The sequence below is a fragment of the Stenotrophomonas sp. STEN008 genome (assembly GCF_056760435.1).
This window is the reverse complement of record NZ_JBRRET010000025.1, coordinates 22,008-35,800: the sequence shown is the minus strand read 5'-3', so window position 1 is coordinate 35,800 and position 13,793 is coordinate 22,008. Positions and strand designations below refer to the sequence as shown.

13 protein-coding genes are annotated in these 13,793 nt (G+C 67.7%); 8 read left to right on the top strand and 5 right to left on the bottom strand.

What is annotated here, in order from left to right:
* Window positions 1–13 precede the first annotated feature (13 nt).
* From ACVOME_RS12765 to ACVOME_RS12755, 3 genes are all read right to left on the bottom strand, one after another.
* Window positions 14–253: a WGR domain-containing protein gene (locus ACVOME_RS12765; protein ID WP_053518663.1), complete on the bottom strand. Its 240-nt coding sequence runs from the start codon at window positions 251–253 to the stop codon at window positions 14–16.
* A gap of 121 nt (window positions 254–374) precedes the next feature.
* Entirely contained in the window at window positions 375–1,487 is a 1,113-nt protein-coding gene (aroB, locus tag ACVOME_RS12760) for a 3-dehydroquinate synthase (RefSeq protein ID WP_481505158.1), read from the bottom strand.
* Window positions 1,484–2,026 (bottom strand): shikimate kinase, encoded by a 543-nt coding sequence (locus ACVOME_RS12755; protein WP_065174808.1) that lies wholly within the window; start codon window positions 2,024–2,026, stop codon window positions 1,484–1,486. The genes aroB and ACVOME_RS12755 overlap by 4 nt, the downstream gene beginning before the upstream one ends.
* Window positions 2,027–2,124: 98 nt before the next feature.
* On the opposite strand from ACVOME_RS12755, the gene ACVOME_RS12750 reads away from it, so the two are divergent.
* Window positions 2,125–2,328, top strand: a complete 204-nt coding sequence (locus ACVOME_RS12750; RefSeq protein ID WP_053518657.1) for a dodecin family protein — start codon at window positions 2,125–2,127, stop codon at window positions 2,326–2,328.
* Between the two features lie 6 nt (window positions 2,329–2,334).
* Here the strand turns inward: ACVOME_RS12750 and ACVOME_RS12745 are convergent, their stop codons facing one another.
* Complete coding sequence (locus tag ACVOME_RS12745) at window positions 2,335–3,162, bottom strand: kinase (protein ID WP_111186370.1); 828 nt, start codon at window positions 3,160–3,162, stop codon at window positions 2,335–2,337.
* A gap of 40 nt (window positions 3,163–3,202) precedes the next feature.
* Here ACVOME_RS12745 and pdxH point away from each other — a divergent pair, with 40 nt between their 5' ends.
* A complete protein-coding gene (gene pdxH / locus ACVOME_RS12740; protein WP_481505157.1) occupies window positions 3,203–3,802 on the top strand; it encodes a pyridoxamine 5'-phosphate oxidase in 600 nt (199 codons plus the stop codon).
* The gene (gene aacA, locus ACVOME_RS12735) at window positions 3,799–4,266 is read left to right on the top strand and encodes an aminoglycoside 6'-N-acetyltransferase (protein ID WP_481505156.1); all 468 of its coding nucleotides are present in this window, start codon (window positions 3,799–3,801) and stop codon (window positions 4,264–4,266) included. The genes pdxH and aacA overlap by 4 nt, the downstream gene beginning before the upstream one ends.
* Before the next feature lie 47 nt (window positions 4,267–4,313).
* Here the strand turns inward: aacA and prpR are convergent, their stop codons facing one another.
* Window positions 4,314–5,897: a propionate catabolism operon regulatory protein PrpR gene (gene prpR, locus ACVOME_RS12730; RefSeq protein WP_065182633.1), complete on the bottom strand. Its 1,584-nt coding sequence runs from the start codon at window positions 5,895–5,897 to the stop codon at window positions 4,314–4,316.
* A gap of 155 nt (window positions 5,898–6,052) precedes the next feature.
* Here prpR and prpB point away from each other — a divergent pair, with 155 nt between their 5' ends.
* From prpB to ACVOME_RS12705, 5 genes are all read left to right on the top strand, one after another.
* A complete protein-coding gene (prpB, locus tag ACVOME_RS12725; RefSeq protein ID WP_065182634.1) occupies window positions 6,053–6,946 on the top strand; it encodes a methylisocitrate lyase in 894 nt (297 codons plus the stop codon).
* A 36-nt stretch (window positions 6,947–6,982) separates the two neighbouring features.
* Window positions 6,983–8,140: a bifunctional 2-methylcitrate synthase/citrate synthase gene (gene prpC / locus ACVOME_RS12720; RefSeq protein WP_053518648.1), complete on the top strand. Its 1,158-nt coding sequence runs from the start codon at window positions 6,983–6,985 to the stop codon at window positions 8,138–8,140.
* A 98-nt stretch (window positions 8,141–8,238) separates the two neighbouring features.
* Complete coding sequence (gene acnD / locus ACVOME_RS12715; RefSeq protein ID WP_065182635.1) at window positions 8,239–10,857, top strand: Fe/S-dependent 2-methylisocitrate dehydratase AcnD; 2,619 nt, start codon at window positions 8,239–8,241, stop codon at window positions 10,855–10,857.
* A 51-nt stretch (window positions 10,858–10,908) separates the two neighbouring features.
* Window positions 10,909–12,093 carry a 2-methylaconitate cis-trans isomerase PrpF gene (prpF, locus tag ACVOME_RS12710; RefSeq protein ID WP_053518644.1) on the top strand — a complete coding sequence of 395 codons (1,185 nt, stop codon included), beginning with the start codon at window positions 10,909–10,911 and terminating at the stop codon, window positions 12,091–12,093.
* Window positions 12,094–12,192: 99 nt separating this feature from the next.
* On the top strand, window positions 12,193–13,653 hold the full coding sequence (locus tag ACVOME_RS12705) for a bifunctional 2-methylcitrate dehydratase/aconitate hydratase (protein ID WP_193396762.1): 1,461 nt from the start codon (window positions 12,193–12,195) through the stop codon (window positions 13,651–13,653).
* The last annotated feature ends 140 nt before the right edge of the window (window positions 13,654–13,793 follow it).

The following is a 13,793-nucleotide window of genomic DNA, read 5'->3' as shown; positions in this document are numbered from 1 at the left end:
GTGGGCAGCGGCGTCAGTCGCCGTGCGAAAGGATCTGGAAGCCACGATGCAGTTCGGCATCGCGTGCCTTCTCGAAGGCGTGGCGGGCTTCGTCGGCCTGCAGGAACAGCTCGCGGCGCAGCTGCGAGCGGCCACCGACGCGGCCGCTTTCGCGCAGCAGCTCCCAGCCGCCGAAAAGATCCGGCTGCAGGCTCAGGCGCAGGAACCGCGGTGCCTGCGCACCGGCCTCGGGATGTTGCAGGTAGACATGCATGGCCCGATTGTAGCGGGGCCAGGGTGACCCCGGCCGCAACGCGGTAGCGCCGGGCCATGCCCGGCGGACGCTCAGGAAACCCCGGGCAGCGCCGGGCCATGCCCGGCGAACGCGGAAGCGATCAACCCTGGCCCAGCACCTTCAATACCGCTGCTTCATCCACGTCCGGCACCACCTCGGCCCGACCCATGCCGCGCCAGAGCACCAGGCGCAGTCGACCGGCCACGTTCTTCTTGTCCAGCCGCATGCGGCCGAGCAGGGCCTGCGGATCCACGCCGGCCGGGATCGCGACCGGCAGCCCGAGCCTTTCCAGCAGCGCCTGCAGGCGCGCGCGGTCGGCATCGTCGGCCAGGCCGAGATCGGTGGACAGCCTGGCCGCCAGCACCATGCCCACTGCCACCGCCTCGCCATGGTTCAGCGCATCGCGGCCCGGCGCCGAATAGCCCTGTTCGGTTTCGATGGCATGGCCGAAGGTGTGGCCGAGGTTCAGCAGGGCACGCTCCCCCTTCTCGAACGGATCGCGCTCGACGATGGCGGCCTTGTGCCTGCAGCTGCGGGCGATGGCTTCGGCCAGCACCGCGTCCTCGCCAGCGGACAGCGCGTCGGCGTGGTGCTGCAGCCAGTCGAAGAAATCCGCATCGCCCAGTGCGCCGTACTTCACCACCTCGGCCAGCCCCGCGCGCAGCTCGCGCGGCGGCAGGGTGGCAAGCACCGCGGTATCGGCCACCACCGCGCGCGGCGGATGGAAGGCGCCGACCAGATTCTTGCCGGCAGGAATGTCTACGGCAGTCTTGCCGCCCACCGACGAATCGACCATCGCCAGCAGCGTGGTCGGCAGCTGCACGCAGTCGATGCCCCGCATCCAGCAGGCTGCGGCGAAGCCGGCCAGGTCGCCGACGACACCCCCACCGAGCGCGAACACACAGGCATCGCGGGTGGCGCCCAGGGCTGCCAGCGCTTCAATGGCGCGGCCGAATTCAGCCAGGGTCTTGGAGGCTTCGCCGGCGGCCAGCACGTGTTCGCCGACGACCAGGTCCGGACGCGCAGCCAGCAGGGTCTGCTTCAGCCGCGCCAGGTACAGCGGGGCGACGTCGCTGTCGCTGAGCAGCAGGACGTGGCGCCCCCGCACGTGGCGGACGAGGGCAGGGCCATTGCTCTGGACGCCGGCGCCGATGGAGATGGTGTAAGGGCGGTCACCGCCAACGGCGACCTGCAGCGGAGTGGGGGAAGTCATGCGATCAGGTCCTGGCGCTGCCATTGCGCGGCGAGCTTGACGACCAGCTGGGCGGTGGCGTCGGCAGCGGTGTACGGGTCGGTATCAAGGGTGAGGTCGGCCAGTTCGCGGTACAGCGGATCGCGATGGGCGGCCAGGTCATGCAGCACCTGCTCGCGGTCGGGGCGCTGCAGCAACGGCCGGGCCTTGTCGCGGGCCAGCCGTTCCAGTTGCGCGGTCACGCTGACGCGCAGGTAGACCACGAAGCCACGGCGGGCGATCAATGCCCGGTTGTCCGGGTCCAGTACCGCTCCGCCGCCGGTCGAGACCAGTTGGCCGTGGCCCTGCAGGAGGCGGGCCAGCGCATCGCGCTCGAGGCTGCGGAAGCCGGTTTCGCCGGAGTGCTCGAAGATCGTGGGAATGCTGGCTCCGGCGGCGTCGACGATGGACTGGTCGACATCGACGAAGTCCAGCGTGAAGCGCTCGGCGAGGCGGCGGCCGATGCAGGTTTTGCCGGCGCCCATCGGGCCGATCAGGATCAGGTTCGGAGCAGGATTCATGCGCCCTGATGCTAACACCTCCGTGCCCCGGCCTTTACGTCCTTCACGTCAGGGTGGGACTTCCTGCGGGGATTCCCGCGTTCAACGGAGTACAGGCCATGTCGGTTGCCAAGGTCATCGAAATCACCGCCTCTTCGCCCACGAGCGTGGAGGATGCTGTGCGCAGCGGCCTGAAGAAGGTCTCCGGAACCGTGAAGGGCATCCAGGGGGCCTGGATCAACGAGACCAAGGTGGTCACCAATGGCAGCGGTGAGATCACCGAGTGGCGGGTCAATCTGCGGGTGACCTTCCTGGTGGAATGAGGGGCCTCAGCGCAGTGCCTGTACCTGGCGCTGCGCATCCAGCACCACCACCCGGTCGGCGAGGGCCGGCAGTGCATGCAGTGCCTGCCGGCTGACCCTCTCGAAGTACTGCACGAAGCGCTCCAGCTGCGGCCGGCTCATGCCATGCCGGCCGGGCTGGGCCGCCTGCAGGCTCTGCTCCTGCTGCCAGCGCCAGCGCGGTACTACCGAGAAGTCCGGCGGCTGCAGGAACCACAGGCGGTCACAGCGTTGCCACAATGCCGGGTAGTCGCGGCCCAGGGCCTGGTTGCACCAGTGGCGCCAGCGGCCATCGCTGTCGGCATCACGTTCAAGGGCGTTCAACGGCTGAGCCAGTTCGGATTCCTCCTGCGCCGGTGTGCCCAGGAACCAGCCTTCGAACACCAGCAGGTCCAGCGGCTTTTCCAGCCGTGGCCACTGCGCCTGTGGCAGGCGCTCGTCGGCCAGCTTGTCGAAGCGCGGCAGCGCCAGTGGTTCGCGCGCGGCGGCGGCATCGAGCAGCGCGTGGACCAGCGGCAGGTCGTGGGTGCCCGGCGGCCCCCGGGTGATCAACAGCGGATGGACCTGGCGTGCCAGCCGCTGCCGTTGCGCGCGGGTCAGGTAGACATCATCGATCGACAGCGTCGCGGCGTTCAGGCCCCGGTTCCGGGCGCGCGCCACCACCTGCTCGGCCAGCGTCGATTTGCCGCTCCCCTGCAGCCCGCTGATCGCCAATACTGGAACCGCCGCGCCGCTGCCCAGCGCATCATCCAGTGCCTGCTCGGCCAATGTTTCGGGAAATCCTTTCACCTGGGGCATATACGCAGCAGCGACCATGCCGCCACAATAGATCAATCCGTGTGAGAAGAACGCAATCATGAGCGACCTGTACGCCGAAGCCCTGTCCACGTTTGCGGCCCTGTTCGACGAGGCCAAACAGAGCCGCGAGGTCGAGCCCAACGCGATGACCGTGGCCAGTGCCGACCTGCACGGTCGTCCATCGGCGCGCACCGTGCTGCTGAAGGCCTTCGATGAGCGTGGCTTCGTGTTCTATACCCACCTGGACAGCCACAAGGGCCAGGAGCTGCGGGCCAATCCGCAGGCGGCCCTGCTGTTCCTGTGGCGCAGCCTGCGCGAGGCCGGCATCCAGGTGCGCATCCAAGGCCGTGTCGAACAGGTGGCCGATGCGGAAGCAGACGCCTATTTCGCCAGCCGTCCGCGCATGAGCCAGATCGGCGCGTGGGCCTCGCAGCAGTCGAAGACGCTTGCAACGCGCGAAGAGTTCGATGCGCGCGTGGCCGAGGTCGAGGCACGTTTCGAGGGCAAGGACGTGCCGCGTCCGGACGGCTGGAGTGGCCTGCGCGTGGTGCCCGACCGCATCGAGTTCTGGTACGGCGCGCAGTTCCGCCTGCACGAGCGGTGGTGCTACGAAGCCGGCGCCGAGGGGCACTGGAGCAAGCGCCTGTTGTATCCGTGAGCGGCTGCGCTGCCACGATCCGCCAGGCCACACCGGCCGATGCCGCTGCATGGTCGCAGCTGCGCGTGGGCCTGTGGCCCGACGCCGATGATCCACTGGAGGAGCTGGCGCAGTCGCTGGCCGATCCGGAAGGTGCGGTGTTCCTGGCGTGCGCGGCTGATGGTGAGGCGGTCGGTTTCGCCGAGGTGCGCCTGCGCCACGACTATGTGAACGGCACCGGTTCCTCGCCGGTCGGGTTCCTGGAAGGCTGGTATGTAACGCCGCAGTGGCAGGGCCGCGCTGTCGGCCGTGCCCTGCTGGTGGAAGTGCAGGCGTGGACGCGGGACGCGGGCTGCAGCGAGCTGGCCTCGGACAGCCGCCTGGAGGACGTAGAGGCGCACGCGGCACACCGCGCCTGTGGCTTTGAAGAGACCGAGCGGGTGGTCTATTTCCGCATGCCGCTGGACGCGGCCATGCGGGGGTAGTGCCAACCTTGGCTGGCGGCGCGCCGCGCGGTCCGCGCTGCGCCTGCCTACAGTCCTTCCGCGCGCAGCCAGCGCCACAAGGTGGTGCGTGACACGCCGAGCACCTGGGCCATGCCTTCGCGGTCATTGCGGTGTTCCCGCAGCAGCGCCTGCAGCTGGGCCCGTGCCGGGCGCCTGCCATTGCTTTCCAGCCGCAGGGACGGGGTGCTTTCGCGCGCCAGTTCCGGCGCCAGCTGCAGCAGGCGCCCAGCGTCGATCATCCCGTCTGCCGGCTGCCAGTGGATGCGCAGGCGGTCGACCAGATTGCGCAGTTCTCTCACATTGCCCGGCCAGTCGGCGGCACCCAGCACTGCCATCGCGTCCTGGTCCAGGGGGGCGTCGATACCGCGCAGCTGGCGGAAGAAGTGCCGGGTCAGCAGCGGGATGTCAGCGCGCCGGGCACGCAGCGGGGGCAGTGCGATGCGCAGTGCCGCCAGCCGGTAGTAGAGGTCGCGCCTGAAGCTGCCGGCAGCTGCGCGATGCTCCAGCGACTGCAGCGTCGCGGCCACCACCCGCAGGTCCACGGGTGTTGGTTCGGTGGCGCCGACGCGCAGCACTTCACGTTCTTCCAGCACGCGCAGCAGGCGGGTCTGCAGCGGCAAGGGCAGCTCGCCGATCTCGTCAAGGAACAGTGTGCCGCCATCGGCCGCTTCGACCAGGCCGACCCGGCCGCCACGACGTGCGCCCGTGAAGGCGCCATCGCTGTAGCCGAACAGTTCGGCTTCCAGCAGCGATTCGCTGATCGCGCCGCAGTTCAGCGCGACGAAACGACCGCGCCGGCCGCTGGCGGCGTGCAGTTGCCGTGCCACCAGTTCCTTGCCGGTACCGGTCTCGCCGGTGACCAGCACGGTGCTGTCGTGCGGTGCATAGAGCGCGATCTGTGCGCGCACCTGCGCCATCGCCTCGCTGTCGCCGAGCAGCGCGTATGCATCGCCGCGCGGGGCGGCACTGCGCCGCGTGGTGGGGCGTGGACCCACCGAGCGTGCCAGGGTCTGGGTCAGTTCCAGCGCATGCTCGAAGGCCTGCCGTACCGAGTCGGCCGAATACAGCAGCACGCCCGGCAGCCCGGCCTGCTCGGCATGGTCGATGGCCATCCCGGTGCCGACGATCACTTCGATGCCGTTGGCACGCAGATCGGCGATGCAGTCGCGCGCATCTTCGCGGGTGACGAAGCGGCGGTGCTCGATATCCAGGCCGAAGCTCTGCTGGAAGCCGCTGAACACCGGCACGTCGCTGGCATGGGTGACCAGGCCGATACGTGCGGCGATGCGGCGCGCGCGCGCCAGAGCCTCCATCAGGTCGAAGCCGTTGGCCTGGATCGGCACCAGCGGCAGGTCGAGCCGACTGCGCAGCCAGGCCGCGTTCGAGCCACCGGCAATCACCACGTCGCAGTGCTCGCGGCGCAGGCGTTGGCCGATCACCTCCACTGCCTCTTCGAAGCCGAGGTTGATCTGCTCGATGCGCGCGCGGCGGTCGAACTCGGGAATGACGTCACCCAGCAGGCCGGTCAGCCGCGAAACGCTGACCGTCCAGATCACCGGGCGGCCGGGGTCGGCATCGGCATGGCGCAGGGGCGAGCGGGGCAGGTACATGGGGCGGACACCGGCACGGGAGTGTTTCATGATACATCTGTTTCAATGTTTCATATGTTTCATCGCTGTCAGCCGGTCATGCCTTTGAAATCAATCGCTTGCAGCTTGGCATGGTGCTTGCGCCTGCCCACCTGTTCCTCAACATGGATTGCCGCATGACCGCTTCCGCCCCTTCTTCCGCCGGTGCCCGCTTCCGCGAGGCCCTGGCCGCCGAATCGCCGCTGCAGGTGATCGGCGCGATCAACGCCAACCACGCACTGCTGGCCAAGCGCGCCGGCTTCCGCGCCATCTACCTGTCCGGCGGTGGTGTTGCCGCAGGCTCGCTGGGCCTGCCGGATCTGGGCATCAACACCCTGGAAGACGTGCTGGTGGACGTGCGCCGCATCACCGACGTCTGCGACCTGCCGCTGATGGTGGACATCGATACCGGCTTCGGACCCAGCGCGTTCAACATCGCGCGCACCGTGAAGTCGCTGATCAAGGCCGGCGCGGCCGCCTGCCACATCGAGGACCAGGTCGGCGCCAAGCGCTGTGGTCACCGTCCCGGCAAGGAGATCGTTTCGCAGGGTGAGATGGTCGACCGCGTGAAGGCCGCCGCTGATGCAAAGACCGATCCGGATTTCTTCCTGATCGCACGCACCGATGCCATCCAGGTGGATGGCGTGGACAAGGCCATCGAGCGCGCCATCGCCTGTGTCGAAGCGGGCGCCGATGGCATCTTCGCCGAGGCCGCCTACGATCTGGACACCTACCGCCGCTTCGTCGATGCAGTGAAGGTGCCGGTGCTGGCCAACATCACCGAATTCGGTGCGACGCCGCTGTTCAGCCGCGACGAGCTGGCCTCGGCCGGGGTCGCCATCCAGCTGTTCCCGCTGTCGGCGTTCCGCGCGGCGAACAAGGCGGCGGAGAACGTCTACCAGGCGGTGCGCCGCGACGGTCACCAGCGCAGCGTGGTCGACACCATGCAGACCCGCGAAGAACTGTACGACCGCATCGGCTACCACGCGTTTGAGCAGCAGCTCGACGCACTGTTCGCCGCCAAGAAATAAGCAGTACCCTGCACCATCAAGTTTTCGGAGGGAAACATGAACGATACGACCGCAACCCCGACCTTCAAGCCGAAGAAGTCCGTCGCCCTGTCCGGCACTGCCGCCGGCAACACCGCGCTGTGCAGCGTCGGTCGCAGCGGCAATGACCTGCACTACCGTGGCTACGACATCCTGGATCTGGCCAACACCAGCGAATTCGAGGAAATCGCGTACCTGCTGGTGCACGGCAAGCTGCCGACCCGCGCCGAGCTGGTTTCGTACAAGGCCAAGCTGAAGTCGCTGCGTGGCATCCCGGCCGCGGTGAAAGCCGCGCTGGAAGAACTGCCGCCGTCGGCACACCCGATGGATGTGATGCGCACCGGCGTGTCGGTGCTCGGCTGCGTGGCGCCGGAAAAGGATGACCACAACCATCCGGGTGCACGCGACATCGCCGACAAGCTGATGGCCTGCCTCGGCTCGATGCTGCTGTACTGGTACCACTGGAGCCACAACGGCCGCGCCATCGACGTGGAAACCGATGACGATTCCATCGGTGGCCACTTCCTGCACCTGCTGCACGGCGAGAAGCCACAGGATTCGTGGGTGAAGGCGATGCACACCTCGCTGATCCTGTACGCAGAGCACGAGTTCAATGCGTCCACCTTCACCTGCCGTGTCATCGCCGGTACCGGCAGCGACATGTACAGTGCGATCTGCGGTGGCATCGGCGCGCTGCGCGGCCCCAAGCATGGCGGCGCCAACGAAGTGGCCTTCGAGGTGCAGAAGCGCTACGACAGCCCGGATGAGGCCGAAGAGGACATCAAGGCTCGCGTCGAGCGCAAGGAAGTGGTGATCGGCTTCGGCCACCCGGTGTACACCGTGTCCGACCCGCGCAACAAGGTGATCAAGGACGTCGCCCGTGAGCTGTCCGAAGAGCAGTCGAGCATGAAGATGTACGACATCGCCGAGCGCCTGGAGACGGTGATGTGGGACATCAAGAAAATGTTCCCGAACCTGGACTGGTTCAGCGCCGTCAGCTACCACATGATGGGCGTGCCGACCGCGATGTTCACCCCGCTGTTCGTCATCGCCCGCACCGCCGGCTGGAGCGCGCACATCGTCGAGCAGCGCATCGACGGCAAGATCATCCGTCCGAGCGCGAACTACATCGGCCCGGAAGATCGCGAGTTCGTGGCCATCGACAAGCGCGCCTGACCGCCGCGTGATCCATCCATCCGGTCGGCCAGGTGCCGGCCGGATGCCTTCATTGCCGCTCGCCGGCATCCGGCCCGCCCCAAGCATTCCGCCAGCCCATGAATACCGATTACCGCAAGACCCTCCCCGGCACCCCGCTGGACTACTTCGATGCGCGCGCTGCGGTCGATGCGATCCAGCCCGGCGCCTACGCCACGCTGCCGTATGTCTCGCGCGTGCTGGCCGAGAACCTGGTACGGCGTTGCGATCCGGCGCTGCTCACCGCCTCGCTGACGCAGCTGATCGAACGTCGCCGCGACCTGGATTTTCCCTGGTTCCCGGCGCGCGTGGTGTGCCATGACATTCTCGGTCAGACCGCGCTGGTGGATCTCGCCGGCCTGCGCGATGCGATCGCCGACAAGGGCGGCGATCCGGCCAAGGTCAACCCGGTGGTGCCGGTACAGCTGATCGTTGATCACTCGCTGGCGGTGGAGTGCGGTGGTTTCGATCCGCAGGCATTCGAGAAGAACCGCGCCATCGAGGATCGCCGCAACGAGGATCGCTTCCATTTCATCGACTGGACCAAGCGGGCGTTCCAGAACGTGGATGTGATTCCGCCGGGCAACGGCATCATGCACCAGATCAACCTGGAGAAGATGTCGCCGGTGATCTACGTGCAGGACGGCGTGGCCTTCCCGGATACCTGCGTGGGCACCGACAGCCATACGCCGCACGTCGATGCGCTGGGCGTGATCGCCATCGGTGTCGGCGGCCTGGAGGCCGAGAACGTGATGCTCGGCCGCGCGTCGTGGATGCGCCTGCCCGACATCATCGGCGTGGAACTGACCGGTCGGCCACAGCCAGGGATCACCGCCACCGACGTGGTGCTGGCCCTGACCGAGTTCCTGCGCAAGGAACGCGTGGTGGGCGCCTGGCTTGAATTCTTCGGCGAGGGTGCGGCCGCGCTGACCATCGGTGACCGTGCCACCATTTCCAACATGTGCCCGGAATACGGCGCGACCGCGGCGATGTTCTACATCGACGGGCAGACCATCGATTACCTGCGCCTGACCGGTCGCGAGGAATCGCAGGTGGCGCTGGTGGAGAACTACGCACGCAGCACCGGTCTGTGGGCCGATGCGCTGGCCACGGCGCAGTACGAGCGCGTGCTGCGCTTCGACCTGTCCAGCGTGGTCCGCAACATGGCGGGCCCGAGCAATCCGCATCGCCGCCTGCCGGTGGCCGAGCTGGCCGAGCGCGGCATCGCCGACGCAGCCAAGCTCGATGCCGGCAAGGCCGAGCAGCTGCGGGGCCTGATGCCTGATGGCGCGGTGATCATCGCCGCCATTACCAGCTGCACCAACACCTCCAACCCGCGCAACGTGATCGCCGCCGGCCTGCTGGCGCGCAAGGCCAACGAGCGCGGCCTGCTGCGCAAGCCGTGGGTCAAGTCGTCGCTGGCCCCGGGTTCAAAAGCGGTGCAGCTGTATCTGGAAGAGGCCGGCCTGCTGCCGGAGCTGGAAAAGCTCGGCTTCGGCATCGTCGCGTTCGCCTGCACCACGTGCAACGGCATGAGCGGTGCGCTGGATCCGGCGATCCAGCAGGAAATCATCGACCGCGACCTGTATGCCACGGCCGTGCTGTCGGGTAACCGCAACTTCGATGGCCGCATCCATCCTTACGCAAAGCAGGCCTTCCTGGCGTCGCCGCCGCTGGTGATCGCCTATGCCATTGCCGGCACCATGCGCTTCGACATCGAGAAGGACGTGCTTGGCGTGGACGCCGACGGCAACGAGGTGCGCCTGAAGGACATCTGGCCGAGCGATGCCGAGATCGATGCAGTGGTGAAGGCGGCGGTGAAGCCCGAGCAGTTCCGCAGCGTCTACAACCCGATGTTCAATGTGCGCGTGGAGCAGGGTGCGGCGGTCAGTCCGCTGTATGACTGGCGCCCGCAGAGCACCTACATCCGCCGCCCGCCGTACTGGGAGGGGGCGCTGGCCGGTGAACGCACGCTGGCGGGCATGCGCGCGCTGGCGGTGCTGCCGGACAACATCACCACCGACCACCTGTCGCCGTCCAACGCAATCCTGGCCTCCAGTGCCGCCGGCGAATACCTGGCGAAGATGGGCCTGCCGGAAGAGGACTTCAATTCCTACGCAACCCACCGCGGCGACCACCTCACCGCGCAGCGCGCCACCTTCGCCAACCCGAAACTGTTCAACGAGATGGTGCGCAACGACGACGGCAGCGTGAAGCAGGGCTCGCTGGCGCGGGTGGAGCCGGAGGGCAAGGTGATGCGCATGTGGGAGGCGATCGAGACCTACATGGAGCGCAAGCAGCCGCTGATCATCATCGCCGGTGCCGACTACGGCCAGGGCAGCTCGCGTGACTGGGCGGCGAAAGGCGTGCGCCTGGCCGGCGTGGAAGCGATCGCGGCGGAAGGCTTCGAGCGCATCCACCGCACCAACCTGATCGGCATGGGCGTGCTGCCGCTGGAGTTCAAGCCGGGCACCACCCGGCTGACCCTGGGCATCGACGGTACCGAGACCTTCGACGTGGTGGGCGAGCGCACGCCGCGCGCCGACCTGACCCTGGTCATCCACCGCCGCGATGGGCAGGACATCATCGTGCCGGTCACCTGTCGCCTGGACAGCGACGAGGAAGTGGCGATCTACGAAGCGGGCGGTGTACTGCAGCGCTTCGCCCAGGATTTCCTCGAAGGTGCCCGGGTGGCATGAGACAACCGACGGCCCGGCAACGGGCCGTCTTTCATTGCAAGGAACCGTTCCATGAGCTTTCTTCCGCAACTCCGCATTGCCGCCACCTACATGCGCGGTGGCACCAGCAAGGGCGTGTTCTTCCGCCTGCAGGACCTGCCCGCAGCCGCACAGGTGCCGGGCCCGGCACGTGATGCGCTGCTGATGCGCGTGATCGGGTCGCCCGATCCCTATGGCAAGCACACCGATGGCATGGGCGGGGCCACGTCCAGCACCAGCAAGTGTGTGATCATCTCCAGTGCGTCCGTGCCCGATCACGATGTGGACTATCTGTACGGCCAGGTTTCGATCGACACCGCGTTCGTCGACTGGAGCGGCAACTGTGGCAACCTCAGCACTGCGGTGGGTCCGTTCGCCATCGCCAACGGCCTGATCGATCCGGCCCGGGTGCCGCGCGACGGCCTGTGCACCGTGCGCATCTGGCAAGCCAACATCGGCAAGACCATCATCGCCCACGTGCCGATGCGCAATGGCGAGGTGCAGGAGATCGGTGATTTCGAGCTGGATGGCGTGACCTTCCCGGCCGCCGAGATCCAGCTTGAGTTCATAGATCCCTCCGATGATGGCGACGCGGGCGCGATGTTCCCGACCGGCAACCTGGTCGATACCCTGGATGTGCCGGGCGTGGGCAGTTTCGAGGTGACGATGATCACCGCCGGCATCCCGACCATCTTCCTCAATGCGGCCGATCTGGGCTACAGCGGTACCGAGCTGCAGCCGGCGATCAACGACGACAAGGCTGCCCTGCAGAAGTTCGAGAGCATCCGTGCACACGGTGCGCTGCGCATGGGCCTGATCTCGACGCTGGAAGAGGCGGCGACCCGCCAGCACACGCCGAAAGTGGCGTTCGTGGCACCGGCACAGGACTATGTATCGTCCAGCGGCAAGGCAATCCCGGCATCGGCCATCGATCTGCATGCGCGTGCGCTGTCGATGGGCAAGCTGCATCACGCGATGATGGGCACTGCCGCCGTGGCGATCGGTACCGCTGCTGCGATTCCGGGCACGCTGGTCAACCGTGCCGCCGGCGGTGGCCAGCGCGAGGCGGTGACCTTCGGGCATCCGTCCGGCACGCTGCGCGTGGGCGCCCAGGCCGGTCTCGTTGACGGCCAGTGGACAGTGACCAAGGCCATCATGAGCCGCAGCGCCCGTGTATTGATGGAAGGCAGCGTGCGGGTACCGGCCGACACCTTGTAACGCGGGACCATGGCGGTAGCGCCGGGCCATGCCCGGCGAGCGCGGCAGGGCCCGCCCATGAACCGCCGGGCGTGGTCCGGCGTTAGCGGAGAACAGACGATGTCCGACAGCCACACCCCGTCCAACGAACGTGCCGCGTGGGATGCGCTGCTGGAGGACATCGTCGATTACGTGCGCGACGTGCGCATCGACTCGCCACTGGCATTCCAGACCGCGCATTACTGCCTGCTGGATACCCTCGGTTGCGGCCTGGAAGCGCTGTCCTTCCCGGCCTGCAGCAAGCTGCTCGGGCCCCTGGTGCCGGGCATCAGCGTGACCAACGGCGCGCGCGTGCCGGGAACGCACTACGTGCTGGATCCGGTGCAGGCGGCGTTCAATATCGGCGCGATGGTGCGCTGGCTCGACTTCAACGACACCTGGCTGGCCGCCGAGTGGGGTCATCCGTCGGATAATCTCGGCGGCATCCTGGCCGTCTGCGATTGGCTGGGGCGCAATGCCGCGGCCCTGCGTCGTCCACCGCCGACCGTGCACGACGTGCTGGTGGCGATGATCAAGGCGCACGAGATCCAGGGCGTGCTGGCTCTGGAGAATTCCTTCAACCGGGTCGGGCTGGACCACGTGGTGCTGGTGAAGGTCGCCACCACCGCCGTGGTCGCCCGCCTGCTTGGGCTGGATCGCGAGCGCATGCTCAATGCGCTGTCGCTGGCCTGGGTCGATGGCCAGGCGCTGCGGACCTACCGGCATGCGCCCAACACCGGTTCGCGCAAGAGCTGGGCCGCCGGAGATGCCACCAGTCGCGGCGTGCGCCTGGCGCTGATGGCGGCCAGCGGCGAGATGGGGTATCCCAGCGTGTTGAGCGCTCCCACCTGGGGCTTCGAAGCGGTCTCCATGCATGGTCAGGCGGTGACGCTGGGGCGGCCGCTGGGCAGCTACGTGATGGAGAACGTGCTGTTCAAGATCAGTTTTCCCGCCGAGTTCCACGGCCAGACCGCAGTGGAGGCCGCGGTCGCGCTGCACGCGCAGCTGCGGGCAGGCGGGCGCAGCGTCGATGACATCGCGCATATCGCCATCCGCACGCAGGAGGCCTGCATCCGCATCATCGACAAGCGCGGCCCGCTGCACAATCCGGCCGACCGCGACCACTGCGTGCAGTACATGGTCGCCATCGCGCTGCTGCATGGGCGGCTGGTGGCTGAGGACTACGAGGACGATGTCGCTGCTGACCCCCGCATCGATGCGCTGCGCGCGCGAATGACCTGCCACGAAGACCCGCAGCTCAGCGCGGATTACCTGGACCCGGACAAGCGCAGCATCGCCAACGGCCTGACCGTCCGCTTCAACGACGGCAGCGAACTGCCGGAGGTCCTGGTCGAGTACCCGCTCGGCCACGCCCGGCGACGCGACGAGGGCATGCCCCTGTTGATGGACAAGTTCCGGCGGCATCTGGCCCATCGGTTCCCTACCACCCAGCAGCAGCGCATCCTGGCGGCCTCGCTGGACCCGGTGGCGCTGGCGGCCATGCCGGTGACCGACTACGTGGATCTGTACCGGCCGGGGTAGGGCGGGCCTTGGTAGGTGCCAACCTTGGTTGGCACGGGCCCAACGCCAACCAAGGTCGGCCGCTACCGGGACCGCCGGGCATGGCCCGGCGCTACCGTTCCGATGTATTCCTGCCGGATCCGCGCCAACACCTTGACGCG

Excerpts from the sequence above, each read along its gene's own strand:
- ACVOME_RS12765 (WP_053518663.1), bottom strand. The coding sequence starts at position 253 with ATGCATGTCTACCTGCAACATCCCGAGGCCGGTGCGCAGGCACCGCGG.
- aroB (WP_481505158.1), bottom strand. The coding sequence starts at position 1,487 with ATGACTTCCCCCACTCCGCTGCAGGTCGCCGTTGGCGGTGACCGCCCT.
- ACVOME_RS12755 (WP_065174808.1), bottom strand. The coding sequence starts at position 2,026 with ATGAATCCTGCTCCGAACCTGATCCTGATCGGCCCGATGGGCGCCGGC.
- ACVOME_RS12750 (WP_053518657.1), top strand. The coding sequence starts at position 2,125 with ATGTCGGTTGCCAAGGTCATCGAAATCACCGCCTCTTCGCCCACGAGC.
- ACVOME_RS12745 (WP_111186370.1), bottom strand. The coding sequence starts at position 3,162 with ATGGTCGCTGCTGCGTATATGCCCCAGGTGAAAGGATTTCCCGAAACA.
- pdxH (WP_481505157.1), top strand. The coding sequence starts at position 3,203 with ATGAGCGACCTGTACGCCGAAGCCCTGTCCACGTTTGCGGCCCTGTTC.
- prpR (WP_065182633.1), bottom strand. The coding sequence starts at position 5,897 with ATGTACCTGCCCCGCTCGCCCCTGCGCCATGCCGATGCCGACCCCGGC.
- prpB (WP_065182634.1), top strand. The coding sequence starts at position 6,053 with ATGACCGCTTCCGCCCCTTCTTCCGCCGGTGCCCGCTTCCGCGAGGCC.
- prpC (WP_053518648.1), top strand. The coding sequence starts at position 6,983 with ATGAACGATACGACCGCAACCCCGACCTTCAAGCCGAAGAAGTCCGTC.
- acnD (WP_065182635.1), top strand. The coding sequence starts at position 8,239 with ATGAATACCGATTACCGCAAGACCCTCCCCGGCACCCCGCTGGACTAC.
- prpF (WP_053518644.1), top strand. The coding sequence starts at position 10,909 with ATGAGCTTTCTTCCGCAACTCCGCATTGCCGCCACCTACATGCGCGGT.
- ACVOME_RS12705 (WP_193396762.1), top strand. The coding sequence starts at position 12,193 with ATGTCCGACAGCCACACCCCGTCCAACGAACGTGCCGCGTGGGATGCG.